This is a genomic window from Romboutsia hominis, from assembly GCF_900002575.1.
GTDB lineage: Bacteria > Bacillota > Clostridia > Peptostreptococcales > Peptostreptococcaceae > Romboutsia_C > Romboutsia_C hominis.
This window is the reverse complement of the sequence record NZ_LN650648.1, coordinates 1,696,007-1,710,037: the sequence shown is the minus strand read 5'-3', so window position 1 is coordinate 1,710,037 and position 14,031 is coordinate 1,696,007. Positions and strand designations below refer to the sequence as shown.

Genomic DNA, 14,031 nt, shown 5'->3' with positions numbered 1-14,031 from the left:
GAATAAATATTATAAAAAGGTATGAAATACAACTTGTATTTCATACCTTTTATAATATTTAAAAGTTATTTACTTAAATAAAAATGAAAAATATGTAATTTATAAAATGCTATCATTAAATAATAAGTGCCTAAAATTATATTATTTTGTAAAGTAAGCAATACCTATACTTCCAGGTCCAACATGAACACCTACAATAGGCCCTATAGATTGTATTTTAACAGGAATATTTAACTTAGCTTCTAAAGCTTTAGCAAGCTCTAATCCATCTTCCTCACAGTTTATATGATGGACTATAACATCTCCAAGTCCGTTTTTTTCGATATCTTCAAACACGGTATTAGCAATAGTATTAATTGCTTTTTTTCTAGTTCTAACTTTAGTATATACTCCAGTTATACCATCTCTAACAGTAAGAATTGGTTTTATTTGAAGTAAAGTACCTAAAAGGGCAGAAGCTGAACCTATTCTACCGCCTTTTTTTAAATACTCCAGTGTTTCTGGTGTAAATAAGAAATTGCTTTTATCAAGTGTATGATTTACTATATCAACTATTTCGTCTTTTGATTTTCCTTCTAAAGATGCTTTAGCACCTTCAATAGCTGCAAATCCCATTTGCATACAAGTAGTCTTAGAGTCGATTATTGTAATATCGGCATCTGGATAATTTTCAATTGTCATATTCTTTATTAAGTTAGCATTTGAAAAAGTTCCGCTTAGTTTAGAAGATAAGAATATTCCTACAATAGAATCTCCATTTTTTACTATTTTCTCAAATGTATCTAACATTTCTTCGGGAAATGGTTGAGATGATTTAGGGATTTCCTCACATTTTTCCATATCATCATAAAAGACTTTGTTATCTACATCTAGCTCACGTATACTGTTATTATCCATAACTACATTTAATGAGACGATAGATATGTCATATTTTTGTATATACTCATTAGGTATATAAGAAGTACTATCGGTAACTATTTTTACAGCCATATATATATATCTCTCCTTTTTTATATGAACAATATTATAATAAATATATTATAACTTGGTAATAGAATATTAAATAATTACTCTATAATAGAATTATATACTAAATTGGCAACTAAGTAAAATATATAGTTTTTGAGTTTAATTATGTAAAATAATATTAATTTGATTTCGAATATAATTTGAAGTATAATCAATAAAGTAGAGGAATAATTACAAGTATTAGGAGTTTTAATTATGTCTAAAGTATTTGAAAAAATATATGAAGTAACGTATAGAGATACGAATATAAGAGGCGAATGTAATTTTTCGTCATATATGGATTTTATGTCAGATGCAGCATTTAGCCAGGATATTAGCTTAGGAGCATCATTTACTGATTTTAAAGAAAGTGATTATACTTGGGTTATATTTAATTATGATATAAAAGTACATGGTAAAGCTAATTATAAAGAAAAGCTTAAAATTGTAACATATGTAAAAGCATTTAGAAAGTTTTATGCACTTAGAAACTTTAAAATATATAATGAAAAAGAAGAATTAATATTAAGTGGAGACACTTTAGCATTTTATATAGATATAAAAAAAGCTAAGCCTTGCAGTATACCAAGTAGCTATTATGAGAGATATGAAGTAAAAGAGGATAGAAGTGTTAAGATAAATAAGTTAAAAATGAGAAGACCATCTAGAATAGATATATCTAAGAATTTTGATATAAGATACTCTGATATAGATATAAATATACATGTAGGTAATTCTCATTATATAATGTGGATAATAGATTCAATGCCTTTTGAAGTACTTAAAAACTATAGAATAAGTGAACTTTTAGTAGCTTATGAAAAGCAGCTTAAATATAATAATGAAGTAGTGGTAGAAAGTCAGATAGAATATGAAGACGATTATATAATAGCAATACATCAAATAGTTGATGAAAATAAAAATGAAATATCCCTTCTTGAAAGTAAATGGGTAAAAATAGTCTAAGTTTTATACAAACTTAGACTATTTTTATATATGAAATTAGAATCCTTTAGTAGTTGCTAGTATTTTATTTAAATATATGAAAATAATAGATATATAAATATTGATGATAATAGCTAGTTACATAAAATTTAAAATTTTAAAAAAATACTAAAGACGAGGTGATTTTATGATAAGAGAGAGAAGGATTAAAGAACCTATAGTTTCAATAACTAAGGCAATGACAGAATCTAAATCATTAGAAAAAGCTTTAGATTTATTGCCAATAGATAAAATTATAAAAAAAGGAGACGCAGTAGTTATAAATCCTAACTGGGTAAAAGATAGCAAACCAAAAGATGCAGGAATTGTAGGTCCTAAAACTTTAAAAACACTTATACAGTATATAAAAGAAAAAGAACCTAGCAAAATATATATAGCAACAGGATCTGGAAGTAAAAAGACTACAGAGGTTATGAAAAATGTAGGGTATGACAAAATAATAGAAGAAGAAAAAATAGAATTTGTTGATATGAATTATGGTCCATATATAGATTTAAAGCTAAAGCATGACATAATAAAATCAACTCCTATAAATGAAATAGTAAATAAAGCAGATGTAATAATATCATTTACTCAGTTAAAGCATCATGAAGAAGCAACAATAACAAGTGCGATAAAAAATATAGCAATGGGATGGCCGCCAGCAGAAATCCATGGGTATCCAAAAAAAAATACAGGGATTCATAAGGACTTGCATGGATTCATAAGAGCTATGGCAAATGAAATACCTATAGACTTAAGTATAATAAGCTGTGATAAAGCTATGGTAGGTACAGGACCTCATAATGGAATGGCAGTAGATACACCAGGACTTATTATAGCATCAACAGATCCACTAGCAGCAGATTGCATAGGAGCAAGGCTTCTAGGCTTTTTACCACAAGCAGTATGTTATCTCTATGGATTAGATAAAGATAACATAGGAGAATCTGACCCTAAGAATATGGAAATAAAAGGGTTAAGCTTAGAAGAAGCAGAAAAGATATTTAGCAAGTGTGCATATGGTGATAGTGAAGTAAGGGTTGATAAAGAAAAGCTTAAAGATATACATGGTAGATAGATATATAAATTGGTAATGTTTTATAAGAATTTTAAATTATAGAAGTGAAATAATATATATAGAAATAAAACCAAAGGATGTGGCAACATGACTAACCAAAAAAAACATAGCACTAGAAGAATGCAAGATTATGAAAATGAAAAAATAGAAATAGCACATGAATTAGGTATAAATGGAGCTAATGAAACTGAAGTAAATGCTAAGATGGCATCAGAAAATGAAGCTATCTATAGCAGCAAAACTAGAACTAAAAATAGTAATTTAAATAATGATCAAAAAACAGCAAGAGAAAAAAATTACTATAGAGAGTAATTTAAATAAAAAGGCTATAATGCATAAATTATAGCCTTTTTATTTTTTGTCACTATATTTTTTTATGTATTTTTTCTTAATTTTTTTTACTTTTTTTCTTGAGGTATTTCTTAAAAATACTTCATTAATTTCATCAACTTCTGCTTCATCATTTAAATTTTCTAATTCTTTATTGACTTCTCTACATACTATTCTACTTTCAGAGACTAAAGATAACTGTTCTCCTAAAACTATAAAAAATGTACCAAGAAGTGCTAATTCTTCATCGTTTTCTATTTCTTGACCTATGATTGCTGCCAATATAGTAACTAGTATAAGATTTTGATTAGAAAATGAATTACAATTATTGACTATTAAATTACAGTTATTAAGAACTTTATTTCTAGGCATAAAACCTCCAATTATACATATTAATATTTATGATATGCATCTTGATAAAAATTGTTACACAAAATTTATATATAAATAAATTTTTGTAAAATATAAATTATGTATAGAAAAAATCAATATATGTAGTTATTGGTATATAAAATTACAATATATATATTTATAAGAATTTTGCACTGTTTATGCTAAAATATTTAAGAATGACTTTAAAAATTTAAATATTATTATGAATTATATTATAAATGGTCATAATGTCATAAAAAATATATAAATAGGACATAGTAGGTGATAAAAATAGATAATAAATTAAAAAATATATCAGTAAAAATAGGTGTATCGTTATTAGTAATAGGTATATATTTATTTATACCGCAGATAAATAAAGGTATAAATCAGATGATATTTTATTTAAGTATGCTAAACATAGATGCTATAAAAGAATATATATTATCTTTTGGTATATTAGCACCTATAATATCTTTTTTACTTATGATACTTCAATCAGTGGCAGCACCACTTCCAGCATTTTTAATAACTTTTGCTAATGCGGCTTTATTTGGGTGGGTAAAAGGAGCAATGCTTTCATGGACTAGTTCAATGGTAGGAGCAGCATTATGCTTTTATATAGCAAGATTTTTAGGTAGAGATGTAGTTATAAAGCTTACAAGCAAATATGCATTAGATAACATAGATAACTTCTTTGACAAGTACGGAAAACATACAATATTAATAGCTAGATTACTACCATTTATATCTTTTGACCTTGTTAGCTACGCAGCAGGTCTTACTTCAATGAAGTTTAGTTCATTTTTTATAGCAACAGGCATAGGACAGCTTCCTGCAACTATAATATATTCTTATGTTGGAGATATGTTAACAGGTTCCTTAAAATTTGTAGTAACAGGCCTTATGATATTATTTGCATTAAGTATACTTGGATATATGCTTAAAAAGATTTACAATGAAAAAAATAGTAATTTAAATAAATCTTTAAAAGAAAAATAATGTGGATTGGCTAAGCCAATCCATATTGTTTTGTAAATTATATAAAAAATTATTTTAAAATAAGTTTAAGGAAGGTGATAAAATGAGTAAACTACCATATAAAATACATCAAATTAGCAGCAATAATAAATTATTTAGAAAAACTTTTATAGATGAAGATGCTGATGTATTATTTATGCCAGGGTGTAGTTTGAGTGGGTATGATGAAAAGATTATACTAAATATATATAATTATTTAAGAGGTCATATAAAAAATATAGGAATAACTTTTTCTTGTTGTTATAAACCAAGTATAATGATAAAAGATTATAAATCATTTGAAAAATACTATAAAAATTTAGATGAAACTCTAAATACTAACAATGTTAAAAAGGTTATAACGTCATGTCCTAATTGTTATAAAAGTTTAAGTGAAAATAGTAAAAATATAGAAGTATATTTTTTATTAGATGTCATAAGAGAATTTGGATTAGATAATAGGTTAATTGGATATTATAGTGATCTAAATATAGAATTTGCAATACATGATTCTTGTGCAATAAGAGGCGTTGAATCTATATATATAAGTGCAAGAGATATACTTAAAAGCTTAGGAATTAAATACAGTGAATTTGAAAAAAATAGAAGTAGTTCTATGTGTTGTGGAGCTATATTTACAGACAATGAAAATAAGAAAAAACAACTTGAAAAAAGATGTTCTCAAACAAAAAGTGATTATACTATATGTTACTGTGAAACATGTGTTAAGTTTATGATAAATGGAGGGAAAAATTCAATTCATATATTAGACTTAATTTTTAATGAAGAATATTTAAACAAAGATAAGTTTACACAATATAATAAATCTAGTATAAATTCATGGATAAATAGATATAAACTAAATAATAGGAGAAAATATGAATAATAAGTTAAAAAAAATACTAGTCATAATAGGGATATTAGCTTTTGTAGTAATTACAAATAGATATATAGGTAATAATGTTGATATATATACAATAAAAGAATATGTAAAAACATTTGGTGTATTAGCTCCACTTATATATATAGTGATGTTTTCATTAGTACCTCTAACATTTTTTCCAGATTCAGTACTTGCAATATCAGCAGGTCTAATATTTGGATTTAGTAAGGGGTATATATATACAACAATAGGAGCTTTAATAGGTGCAAGTATAGCATTTTTTATAGCTAGGTATTTAGGAAAAGAAATAATTAAAAGAAAGTCAAGTGATAAGTTAGAAAAAATAGAAAGATTAATAGAAAAAAATGGATTTTATATAATATTTCTATTAAGGTTAATACCACTATTTCCATTTGATGTAATAAGCTATGGAGCAGGTATTACAAATGTAAAATATAAGGATTTTATACTAGCTACACTATTTGGAACTATTCCTGGTATAGCAGTATTTACAAATATAGGGGCTACTTCTTTAAATATAAAAAGTACTAGCTTTTATATTTCAATAGCTCTTTTAGTATTATTATTTACTGTATCAATATTTTTAAAAAATAAATTTCTAAAAGATAAATTAGAAGAAAAACATTAAATAGAAGGGAAATAATATGTTAGACACACATGCTAGAAAATATGTAAATCCATTTATAGAATTTGGAGCAAATATATTTATAAAAAGAAAAATTAGCGCAAACACTGTAACTACACTAGCTCTTATACTGGGGGTATTATCAGCAGTATTATTATATTTAGATAAAAATATACTAGCTGTAATGCTACTTTGGATATCTGGATACTTAGATGCAGTAGATGGAAGTATAGCTAGAAAAACAGACTCATCATCTAGTTTTGGAACAGTGTTAGATGTTACGTTTGATAGGATAGTAGAAATAGGTATAATATTTGTAAGTGCACTAAAATTTGAAGAGATAAGATTAAATATTATTGTATTATTAGCTTGTATATTAATATCAATGGTAATATTTTTAACAGTTGGTGCAGTTAGTGAAAAAAGCGGAATAAAATCATTTTATTATCAAGCAGGAGTAGCTGAAAGAAGTGAAGGATTTATAATGTTATCTCTTATGATGATTTTTGAAAGTTATTTAGGTATAGTAGTTAATATATTTTCGTTTATAGTTATAATAACAGCACTTCAAAGAATGATTGAAGCTAAAAACATATTAAAGTAATATTAAAATATTTGAAATAAAAAAATATATATTATATAATATCGTAAGTAACCTTAAAAAGACAGTTCGAAAGCCTCCTGTCTATAAAAAAAACTACGGTTAAAATAGGCATTTAATTAACTGCCATTAAAACTGTAGAATTTCTACGGTTTTTATTTTTTCCAAGTAGATTAGGCTATAAATAATAAGCACTTAGGAGAAAAAAGATGAGAAACAGCACTAAAAAGATAGTTAAAACTGGAGTAGTAGCAGGTGTTTATGCAGCAGTTACTTTAGCTTTTGGTTTTATAAGTTATGGAACAATACAATTTAGAATAGCTGAGGTTATGACACTACTACCACTTATAAGTAAGGAATACATATTAGCTTTGACAATAGGATGTTTTTTAGCTAATGTAATAGGTCCTTATGGTGTTCCTGATATTATATTTGGAACTTTGGCAACATTTATAAGTGTATACTTAGTTTACCTAACAGGTAAAACAATGAAAGGAAAAAAAGGTTATGTACTAATCGCATCATTATGGCCAACAATAGTAAATGCTATAATAATAGGTATTATGCTAAATAAATTATTTGGTGTGCCTCTTATACTTTCAATGCTACAAGTAGGTTTTGGACAATTTGTAGTAATAACTATAATTGGTGTTCCATTATTTAAGATATTAGAAAATAAATATCTTAAACTATTAAAGTAATCTGATTAAGGAGATATTATGAATATAGAAGAAAAATTAGAAAAAGCTAAAATAATAGGTATAGGAAATGATGGAATAAATACATTAAATTCTATTAAATTTAAATTAGAAAATAATATGGATATAGAAGAAATATCTATAAATCAAGATGTAGATAAGGATTATGTTAGAGAATTATTAGATGGAGTAGACTTATTATTTTTAACTTATAATAGTGAAGATAAAAAGGCATTACAGATAGTCAATGCAATAGGATATATGGCAGATGAAAGAAGAATATTAAGTATAGGAATAGATTCTTCTAATAAAGAAAATAAAGACGAAGTAAATATAAATAGAGAATTTAAAGTAGATGAAGCTTCAATGGATAAATTTATAAATTTAGTAAATATGTTAGTTGAATCTATATCATATCAATGCATGATAAACTTAGACTTAACAGATTTAAAAGAAACTTTATGTACAGATGGTGGAATAAAATATTCTTATAAAGAGTTTGGTAAAGACATATCTAAAGAAGACATGGTAAGAAATTTACTAGAAAATGTAAGTGGATCACATAATGAACTTTTAAATAAAAAGCAAATAATATTTATTGAAATGGGATCTAATTATTGCAAAGAAGATGAAATGATATTTGTTGTAAATGATATATTAACTATTATAAAAGAAAAAAGCGAAAATTCTTGTGATAGCATTTTCTCATTGTATGTAAAAGAACAAACAAAAGATAAAATAAAAATAGGATTAGTATGTAATTAATCTGTATAAATCCATAGAATAATGTTATAATTATTCTATGGATTCTTTATTTTACATTAAAAAAATATTAAATAAAAGTTTATAAATATATAAAGTTAGGGTAGATATGAATTTAAAAGAAGCATTAAACTTAAGAGAACAAGAGATTATAACAGTAATAGGAGCTGGAGGAAAAACCTCACTTATAAATAAGTTGGCATCTAGCATTAATAGCAAAAAAATACTTATAAGCACAACAACAAAAATATATGTACCGCCAAAAGAATTATATGACAATATGTACATATTAGATAGTGCAAAATATAAAAAATGTGAAAAAGAAAGAGTCGTTATTGTTGGATCATATATAAATTTAGATAATAAGATAATAGGGCTAGATTTTTATGATTTAGATAAGATCAAAGGTGATTTTGATGTTCTTTTAATAGAAGGTGATGGTTCTAAGAGAAAAAAGCTTAAAGGATGGAATATAAACGAGCCGGTAGTATATCCTAAAACCACGAAAGTTATAGGGGTATTAGATATAACTTCTTATGATATGTGTATAAACGATAAAAATATACATAGACTTAAAGAATTTGAAAAATTAACAAACACTAAAAATAAAGTAACTATAGAAAATATGGTTGATATAGTAATAAATAAAAATGGTATGTTTAAAAATATCAATTGTGAAAAAATATTATTAATTAATAAAGTAGAAACAAAAAAGCATTTAGATATAGCAAAAAATCTTATTAACAGTATTAATAAACATGAACATAATATAAAAATAATATATGGAAGTATATTAAATGATTTATTTTATTGTGTATAGAATATAAGATTTATTTTAATATCATAAATAATTAGTGTTTTATATTTGTATAAAAATAAACTTTTTAATAAATTAATAAGGATATAAAAAATGATAACAGCGATTATAATGGCATCAGGGCTATCAAAAAGAATGGGAGAAAATAAGCTCTTACTAAAATACAAAGATAAAACTATAATAGAATATGTATTTGATGAAATATCAAAAGTTGAATTTAAAGAAGTTATAGTTGTTAGTTCATATGATGAAATAAAGGATATTTCAAAAAAATACAACTATAAATATATAGAAAATAAAAAAAATTATATAGGTCAAAGTGAATCTATAAGATTAGGTATAAATAATAGCAAGCAATCCTTTGGATATATGTTTTTTGTAGGAGATCAACCTTTAATTGATAGCAAATATATAAATAAAATGATAGAAGAATTTAATGAAAATAAAGATTTTATAATAATTCCAAGATATAAAGATAGGAAAGGAAATCCTGTAATATTTCCAGAGTATAAAAGAGAGGAATTATTAAGTTTAAAAGAAGATGAAAAAGGTAAAAAAGTTATAACTAATTCATGTAAAATAAAATATGTAGATGTCAGTGAGTATATGTTATTTGATATTGACACAAAAAAAGACTATATACAATTAGGGGGAATATATGAAAAAGATTAAAACAGTAGATGCTATAGGACATATACTTTGTCATGATATAACAAAGATAATTCCAGGTGAATTTAAAGGAGTTGCTTTTAAAAAAGGTCATATAGTAAAAAAAGAAGATATAGAAGTTTTACTATCATTAGGTAAAGATCATCTATATGTTTGGGAAAAAAATGAAGATATGGTTCATGAAAATGATGGCGCTATATTTTTAAAAGATTTAACAGCAGGAGAAAATTTAGATTTTAGTGATATAAAAGAAGGTAAAATAGATTTTATATCAAATAAATATGGACTTTTAAAAATAGACGTAGATACATTATTAGAACTTAATATGATAGATGATATAATGTTATCTACCCTACATAATAATTTTATAGTAAATAAAGGAACTAAAGTAGCAGGAACAAGAGTGATTCCTTTACTAATAGATAAAAATAAGCTAACCGAAGCAAAAAATATAGTAGGTAATAAAAAAATAGTAAATGTAGTAGAGTTTAAACCTAAGAAGGTTGGTATAGTTACAACTGGAAATGAAGTATTTTATAAAAGAATAGTAGATAAATTTGGACCTGTTATAAAAGAAAAGGTTGAAAAGTTTGGGTGTGAAGTTATAGGTCAAGCTATATGTAAAGATGATACTATTATGATAAAAAATGCTATAGAAGATTTTATAAATCAAGGTGCAGAACTTATATGTTGCACAGGTGGTATGAGTGTAGATCCAGATGATGTAACACCTACTGCTATAAAAGAAAGTGGAGCAAGTATAATAACCTATGGTTCACCAATACTTCCTGGGGCAATGTTTTTATTAGCATATAAAGGTGATATACCTATAATGGGGATACCAGGATGTGCAATGTATAATAAAACAACAGTATTTGATGTTATTTTACCAAGAGTACTAGTAGATGAAAAATTAACTAAAAAAGATATAGCAATGTATGGGCATGGTGGACTTTGTATGAATTGCGATATTTGCACATATCCAGCCTGTAATTTTGCTAAGGTGTAGTACTCATCAGTTGACTAAATTAAATATTTATTATATTATAAAAATGTTATGTAATTTACGAAAATTAAAGAAAGAAAGGAATACACATTAATGTTACAAGTTACAAATGTTGGACTTAGATTTGGTGATAAAGAGTTATTCAAAGATGTTAACTTAAAATTCACTAAAGGAAATTGTTACGGGATAATAGGAGCTAATGGTGCAGGAAAATCAACTTTCCTTAAAATATTAGCTGGTGATATAGAGCCAAACACAGGAAGTGTTTCAATAACTGAAAAAGAAAGAATGTCAGTACTTAGACAGGACCACTTCAAATATGAAGAAGATACAGTTTTAGATGTAGTTATAATGGGACACGAAAGACTATACTCTATAATGAAAGAAAAAGATGCATTATACATGAAGCCTGATTTCACTGAAGAAGATGGTATAAAAGCTGCTGAACTTGAAGGTGAATTTGCCGAACTTGATGGATGGGATGCAGAGACTAATGCAGAGAGACTTTTAATGGGTCTTGGTATACCTAAAGAGGTACATTATAAGCAAATGAAAGAATTAACAGGTGGAGAAAAGGTTAAAGTATTACTTGCCCAAGCATTATTTGGTAAGCCTGAGATACTAATAATGGACGAACCTACAAACCACTTAGACTTCCAATCTATAAACTGGTTAAATGAGTTTATAATGGGACTTGAAGATTCTATCGTTATAGTTGTATCACATGATAGACACTTCTTAAATCAAATATGTACAAATATAGTTGACGTTGATTTTGGTAAGATACAAATGTATGTTGGTAACTACGATTTCTGGTATGAGTCAAGCCAATTAGCATTACAACTTGCTAAGGATCAAAATAAAAAGGCTGAAGAAAAAATAGCTCAACTTAAAGAGTTCATCGCAAGATTCAGTTCAAATGCTTCTAAAGCAAAGCAAGCAACATCTAGAAAAAAACAATTAGAAAAAATACAAGTTGAAGAAATACAACCATCAAGAAGAAGATATCCATATGTAGGATTTACACCTGAGAGAGAAATAGGAAATGAGGTTTTAGAAGTTGAAGGATTAACTAAAACTGTAGATGGTGTTAAAGTACTTGATAATGTATCATTTAGACTTGATAAAGATGATAAAGTAGCATTTATGGGTGACGAAATAGCTATAACTACATTATTCAATATAATAATGGGTGAAGATACTGCTGATAGTGGAACATTTAAGTGGGGAGTTACAACTTCTCAAAGTTACTTACCTAAAAATCACAATCAATACTTTGATGGTGTAGAATACTCATTAGTTGATTGGTTAAGACAATATTCTGAAGAAAAGAGTGAAAGTTTTATAAGAGGATTCTTAGGTAGAATGTTATTTAGTGGAGAAGAAGCTCTAAAGCAAGCTCAAGTTTTATCAGGAGGAGAAAAAGTTAGATGTATGTTATCAAAACTTATGTTAAGTAACGCTAACGTATTAGTTTTAGATGACCCAACTAACCACTTAGACCTTGAAAGTATAACTTCTGTAAACAAAGGTTTAGAAAAGTTCCCAGGAGTATTAATATTTAATTCTCATGACCACGAAATGATACAAACTCTAGCAAATAGAATAATAGAAATAACTCCAGGTGGTGTTATGGATAGAAAAACTACGCTAGATGAATACTTAGAAAATAAAGACATACAAGCTCAATTAAAAACTATGTATGGTAAATAAATTAATACCCTCTAAGCACAGAGTATTTTATACTTTGTGCAAGGAGGTATTTTTAATATCCAAAAAGGAGAAATATATGAAAAAAGTAGATATAACTAATAAAGCCATAATGCTTTTAACCGCACTAAGTGTTATATACGCTATATTAGAAGGAAATATACTGTTTTTATCACCAATAGTCACAATAGCTATTCCATATAGACTAGCTAGATATAAAGAAGATTATAACTATGGCAAAAATAAAAATAAGTTAACTACACTATTTTTATTTAATATAGCATCTTTTATTTTAGTAGCAATAATTAGTGATAGTATGACACAAGAGTTACTAGATAATGTAATAAATATTTTTGTTGCATTTATGTACTTTAAGATAATGTTTATATTAGAGAGAAAAAGTGAGCAAAATAATAATCCTAGGGCTGTATATGAAAAATTACAAAAGACTGTATATGTACTTGAAGCTATGAGTACTAAAATGGAAGATGAAATAAGAAATGCAAAAAGTGAAAAAACTAAAAAGAATATACAGCTTAAAAAAGAAAAAATAGAAATACAATTAGTAGCATATAAAAGTCAATTAGAAATATTAAAAATGAAAATAGATTCAGAGAAAAATAATTAAAAGTAGACTAAAATTAGTCTACTTTTAATTATTTAACACTATTTCTTATTAAAGCATCTATTACTTTATCTAAATTTAAATTATCAGTATCTATATCCTCAATTTCAACGATATAGTCTTCAAGTTCTACCTCAACATAAGAACTATGATTACCATTATCTTTTATATAATCAACAATTTTATAATCTTGTATCTCATCTTTGAAATATTCTTTTAATTCTTCATATTCATCATTACTTATTTTTGATTTATTGCACTTGCAGTTTGGACAAGACATGACGTACCTCCTCATTTTATGAAAATTAACTTTTATATTATAACCTTTATTATAAACTAAAAGTCAAAAATATAAAATAATATTGTATATATAAGTTAAATTGATTAAGTTTGGCATAAAAAATTTGATAAAAAATAAACTTTTAATAAAAGTATTGACTTGATACAGTATATTGTATACAATATCCTAAGTAGAAAACATAAAGGGGGAGTTAAAAATGGCAATGATAAACAAATTAGCAAAAACATTAAAAGGAATAAGCAACTACTTATTAGTAAGTGAAAGAATAAATAGTCAAAAATGCTTAGCTAAAGATTTAGATACAACAAAAACTATAATAGATAATAAGTAGAAATTAATATATAAATGTAAATGTTTAAAGTACTACCATATGGTAGTACTTTTTTATTAATAAATATAAATGCAAATTATCGCAAAGAAAAAATAAATATTTACATAAAAATAAATTTAATATATTATAGAATAATAAAAAATATTCTTTAAATTTATAATTTTAAGTTTAAAAGACACAGATAATA

The 14,031-nt window shown here is 25.5% G+C and carries 18 protein-coding genes; 15 read left to right on the top strand and 3 right to left on the bottom strand.

The features are described 5' to 3' along the window. Positions 1-141: 141 nt before the first annotated feature. Entirely contained in the window at positions 142-990 is an 849-nt protein-coding gene (locus FRIFI_RS08245; protein WP_166505580.1) for a DegV family protein, read from the bottom strand. Between the two features lie 234 nt (positions 991-1,224). Here FRIFI_RS08245 and FRIFI_RS08240 point away from each other — a divergent pair, with 234 nt between their 5' ends. The 3 genes from FRIFI_RS08240 (at position 1,225) to FRIFI_RS08230 (ending at position 3,385) form a co-directional block, all read left to right on the top strand. After that, positions 1,225-1,974: an acyl-[acyl-carrier-protein] thioesterase gene (locus FRIFI_RS08240; protein WP_092925360.1), complete on the top strand. Its 750-nt coding sequence runs from the start codon at positions 1,225-1,227 to the stop codon at positions 1,972-1,974. 166 nt (positions 1,975-2,140) lie between these two features. Further along, entirely contained in the window at positions 2,141-3,073 is a 933-nt protein-coding gene (locus FRIFI_RS08235; protein WP_166505579.1) for a DUF362 domain-containing protein, read from the top strand. An 87-nt stretch (positions 3,074-3,160) separates the two neighbouring features. Then, positions 3,161-3,385, top strand: a complete 225-nt coding sequence (locus FRIFI_RS08230) for a hypothetical protein (protein ID WP_092925364.1) — start codon at positions 3,161-3,163, stop codon at positions 3,383-3,385. 39 nt (positions 3,386-3,424) lie between these two features. On the opposite strand, the gene FRIFI_RS08225 is transcribed toward FRIFI_RS08230, so the two are convergent. Further along, positions 3,425-3,775, bottom strand: a complete 351-nt coding sequence (locus FRIFI_RS08225; RefSeq protein ID WP_166505578.1) for a hypothetical protein — start codon at positions 3,773-3,775, stop codon at positions 3,425-3,427. Positions 3,776-4,057: 282 nt separating this feature from the next. Here FRIFI_RS08225 and FRIFI_RS08220 point away from each other — a divergent pair, with 282 nt between their 5' ends. From FRIFI_RS08220 to FRIFI_RS08170, 11 genes are all read left to right on the top strand, one after another. Continuing rightward, positions 4,058-4,777, top strand: a complete 720-nt coding sequence (locus tag FRIFI_RS08220; RefSeq protein WP_330405509.1) for a TVP38/TMEM64 family protein — start codon at positions 4,058-4,060, stop codon at positions 4,775-4,777. An 82-nt stretch (positions 4,778-4,859) separates the two neighbouring features. Continuing rightward, positions 4,860-5,681 (top strand): heterodisulfide reductase-related iron-sulfur binding cluster, encoded by an 822-nt coding sequence (locus tag FRIFI_RS08215; protein WP_166505577.1) that lies wholly within the window; start codon positions 4,860-4,862, stop codon positions 5,679-5,681. Continuing rightward, positions 5,674-6,327 carry a TVP38/TMEM64 family protein gene (locus FRIFI_RS08210; protein WP_166505576.1) on the top strand — a complete coding sequence of 218 codons (654 nt, stop codon included), beginning with the start codon at positions 5,674-5,676 and terminating at the stop codon, positions 6,325-6,327. The genes FRIFI_RS08215 and FRIFI_RS08210 overlap by 8 nt, the downstream gene beginning before the upstream one ends. A gap of 16 nt (positions 6,328-6,343) precedes the next feature. Then, positions 6,344-6,928 (top strand): CDP-alcohol phosphatidyltransferase family protein, encoded by a 585-nt coding sequence (locus FRIFI_RS08205; RefSeq protein ID WP_092925370.1) that lies wholly within the window; start codon positions 6,344-6,346, stop codon positions 6,926-6,928. Positions 6,929-7,134: 206 nt separating this feature from the next. After that, on the top strand, positions 7,135-7,626 hold the full coding sequence (locus FRIFI_RS08200) for a QueT transporter family protein (RefSeq protein ID WP_166505575.1): 492 nt from the start codon (positions 7,135-7,137) through the stop codon (positions 7,624-7,626). Positions 7,627-7,644: 18 nt separating this feature from the next. Continuing rightward, positions 7,645-8,388, top strand: a complete 744-nt coding sequence (locus FRIFI_RS08195) for an FtsZ/tubulin family protein (protein WP_207733574.1) — start codon at positions 7,645-7,647, stop codon at positions 8,386-8,388. Between the two features lie 106 nt (positions 8,389-8,494). Continuing rightward, on the top strand, positions 8,495-9,205 hold the full coding sequence (gene yqeC / locus FRIFI_RS08190; RefSeq protein WP_092925374.1) for a selenium cofactor biosynthesis protein YqeC: 711 nt from the start codon (positions 8,495-8,497) through the stop codon (positions 9,203-9,205). Between the two features lie 90 nt (positions 9,206-9,295). Further along, positions 9,296-9,874, top strand: coding sequence for a molybdenum cofactor cytidylyltransferase (gene mocA / locus FRIFI_RS08185; RefSeq protein ID WP_092925376.1), 579 nt, complete (start codon positions 9,296-9,298; stop codon positions 9,872-9,874). Further along, positions 9,861-10,880: a molybdopterin-binding protein gene (locus FRIFI_RS08180; RefSeq protein WP_092925378.1), complete on the top strand. Its 1,020-nt coding sequence runs from the start codon at positions 9,861-9,863 to the stop codon at positions 10,878-10,880. Before mocA ends, FRIFI_RS08180 begins: the two co-directional genes overlap by 14 nt. A 90-nt stretch (positions 10,881-10,970) precedes the next feature. Continuing rightward, the gene (locus FRIFI_RS08175) at positions 10,971-12,590 is read left to right on the top strand and encodes an ABC-F family ATP-binding cassette domain-containing protein (protein WP_166505574.1); all 1,620 of its coding nucleotides are present in this window, start codon (positions 10,971-10,973) and stop codon (positions 12,588-12,590) included. A 76-nt stretch (positions 12,591-12,666) separates the two neighbouring features. Continuing rightward, entirely contained in the window at positions 12,667-13,215 is a 549-nt protein-coding gene (locus tag FRIFI_RS08170; RefSeq protein WP_092925382.1) for a hypothetical protein, read from the top strand. A gap of 28 nt (positions 13,216-13,243) precedes the next feature. Here the strand turns inward: FRIFI_RS08170 and FRIFI_RS08165 are convergent, their stop codons facing one another. Continuing rightward, on the bottom strand, positions 13,244-13,492 hold the full coding sequence (locus tag FRIFI_RS08165; protein WP_092925384.1) for a hypothetical protein: 249 nt from the start codon (positions 13,490-13,492) through the stop codon (positions 13,244-13,246). Positions 13,493-13,709: 217 nt separating this feature from the next. On the opposite strand from FRIFI_RS08165, the gene FRIFI_RS15265 reads away from it, so the two are divergent. Beyond that, complete coding sequence (locus tag FRIFI_RS15265) at positions 13,710-13,844, top strand: hypothetical protein (RefSeq protein ID WP_271893476.1); 135 nt, start codon at positions 13,710-13,712, stop codon at positions 13,842-13,844. The last annotated feature ends 187 nt before the right edge of the window (positions 13,845-14,031 follow it).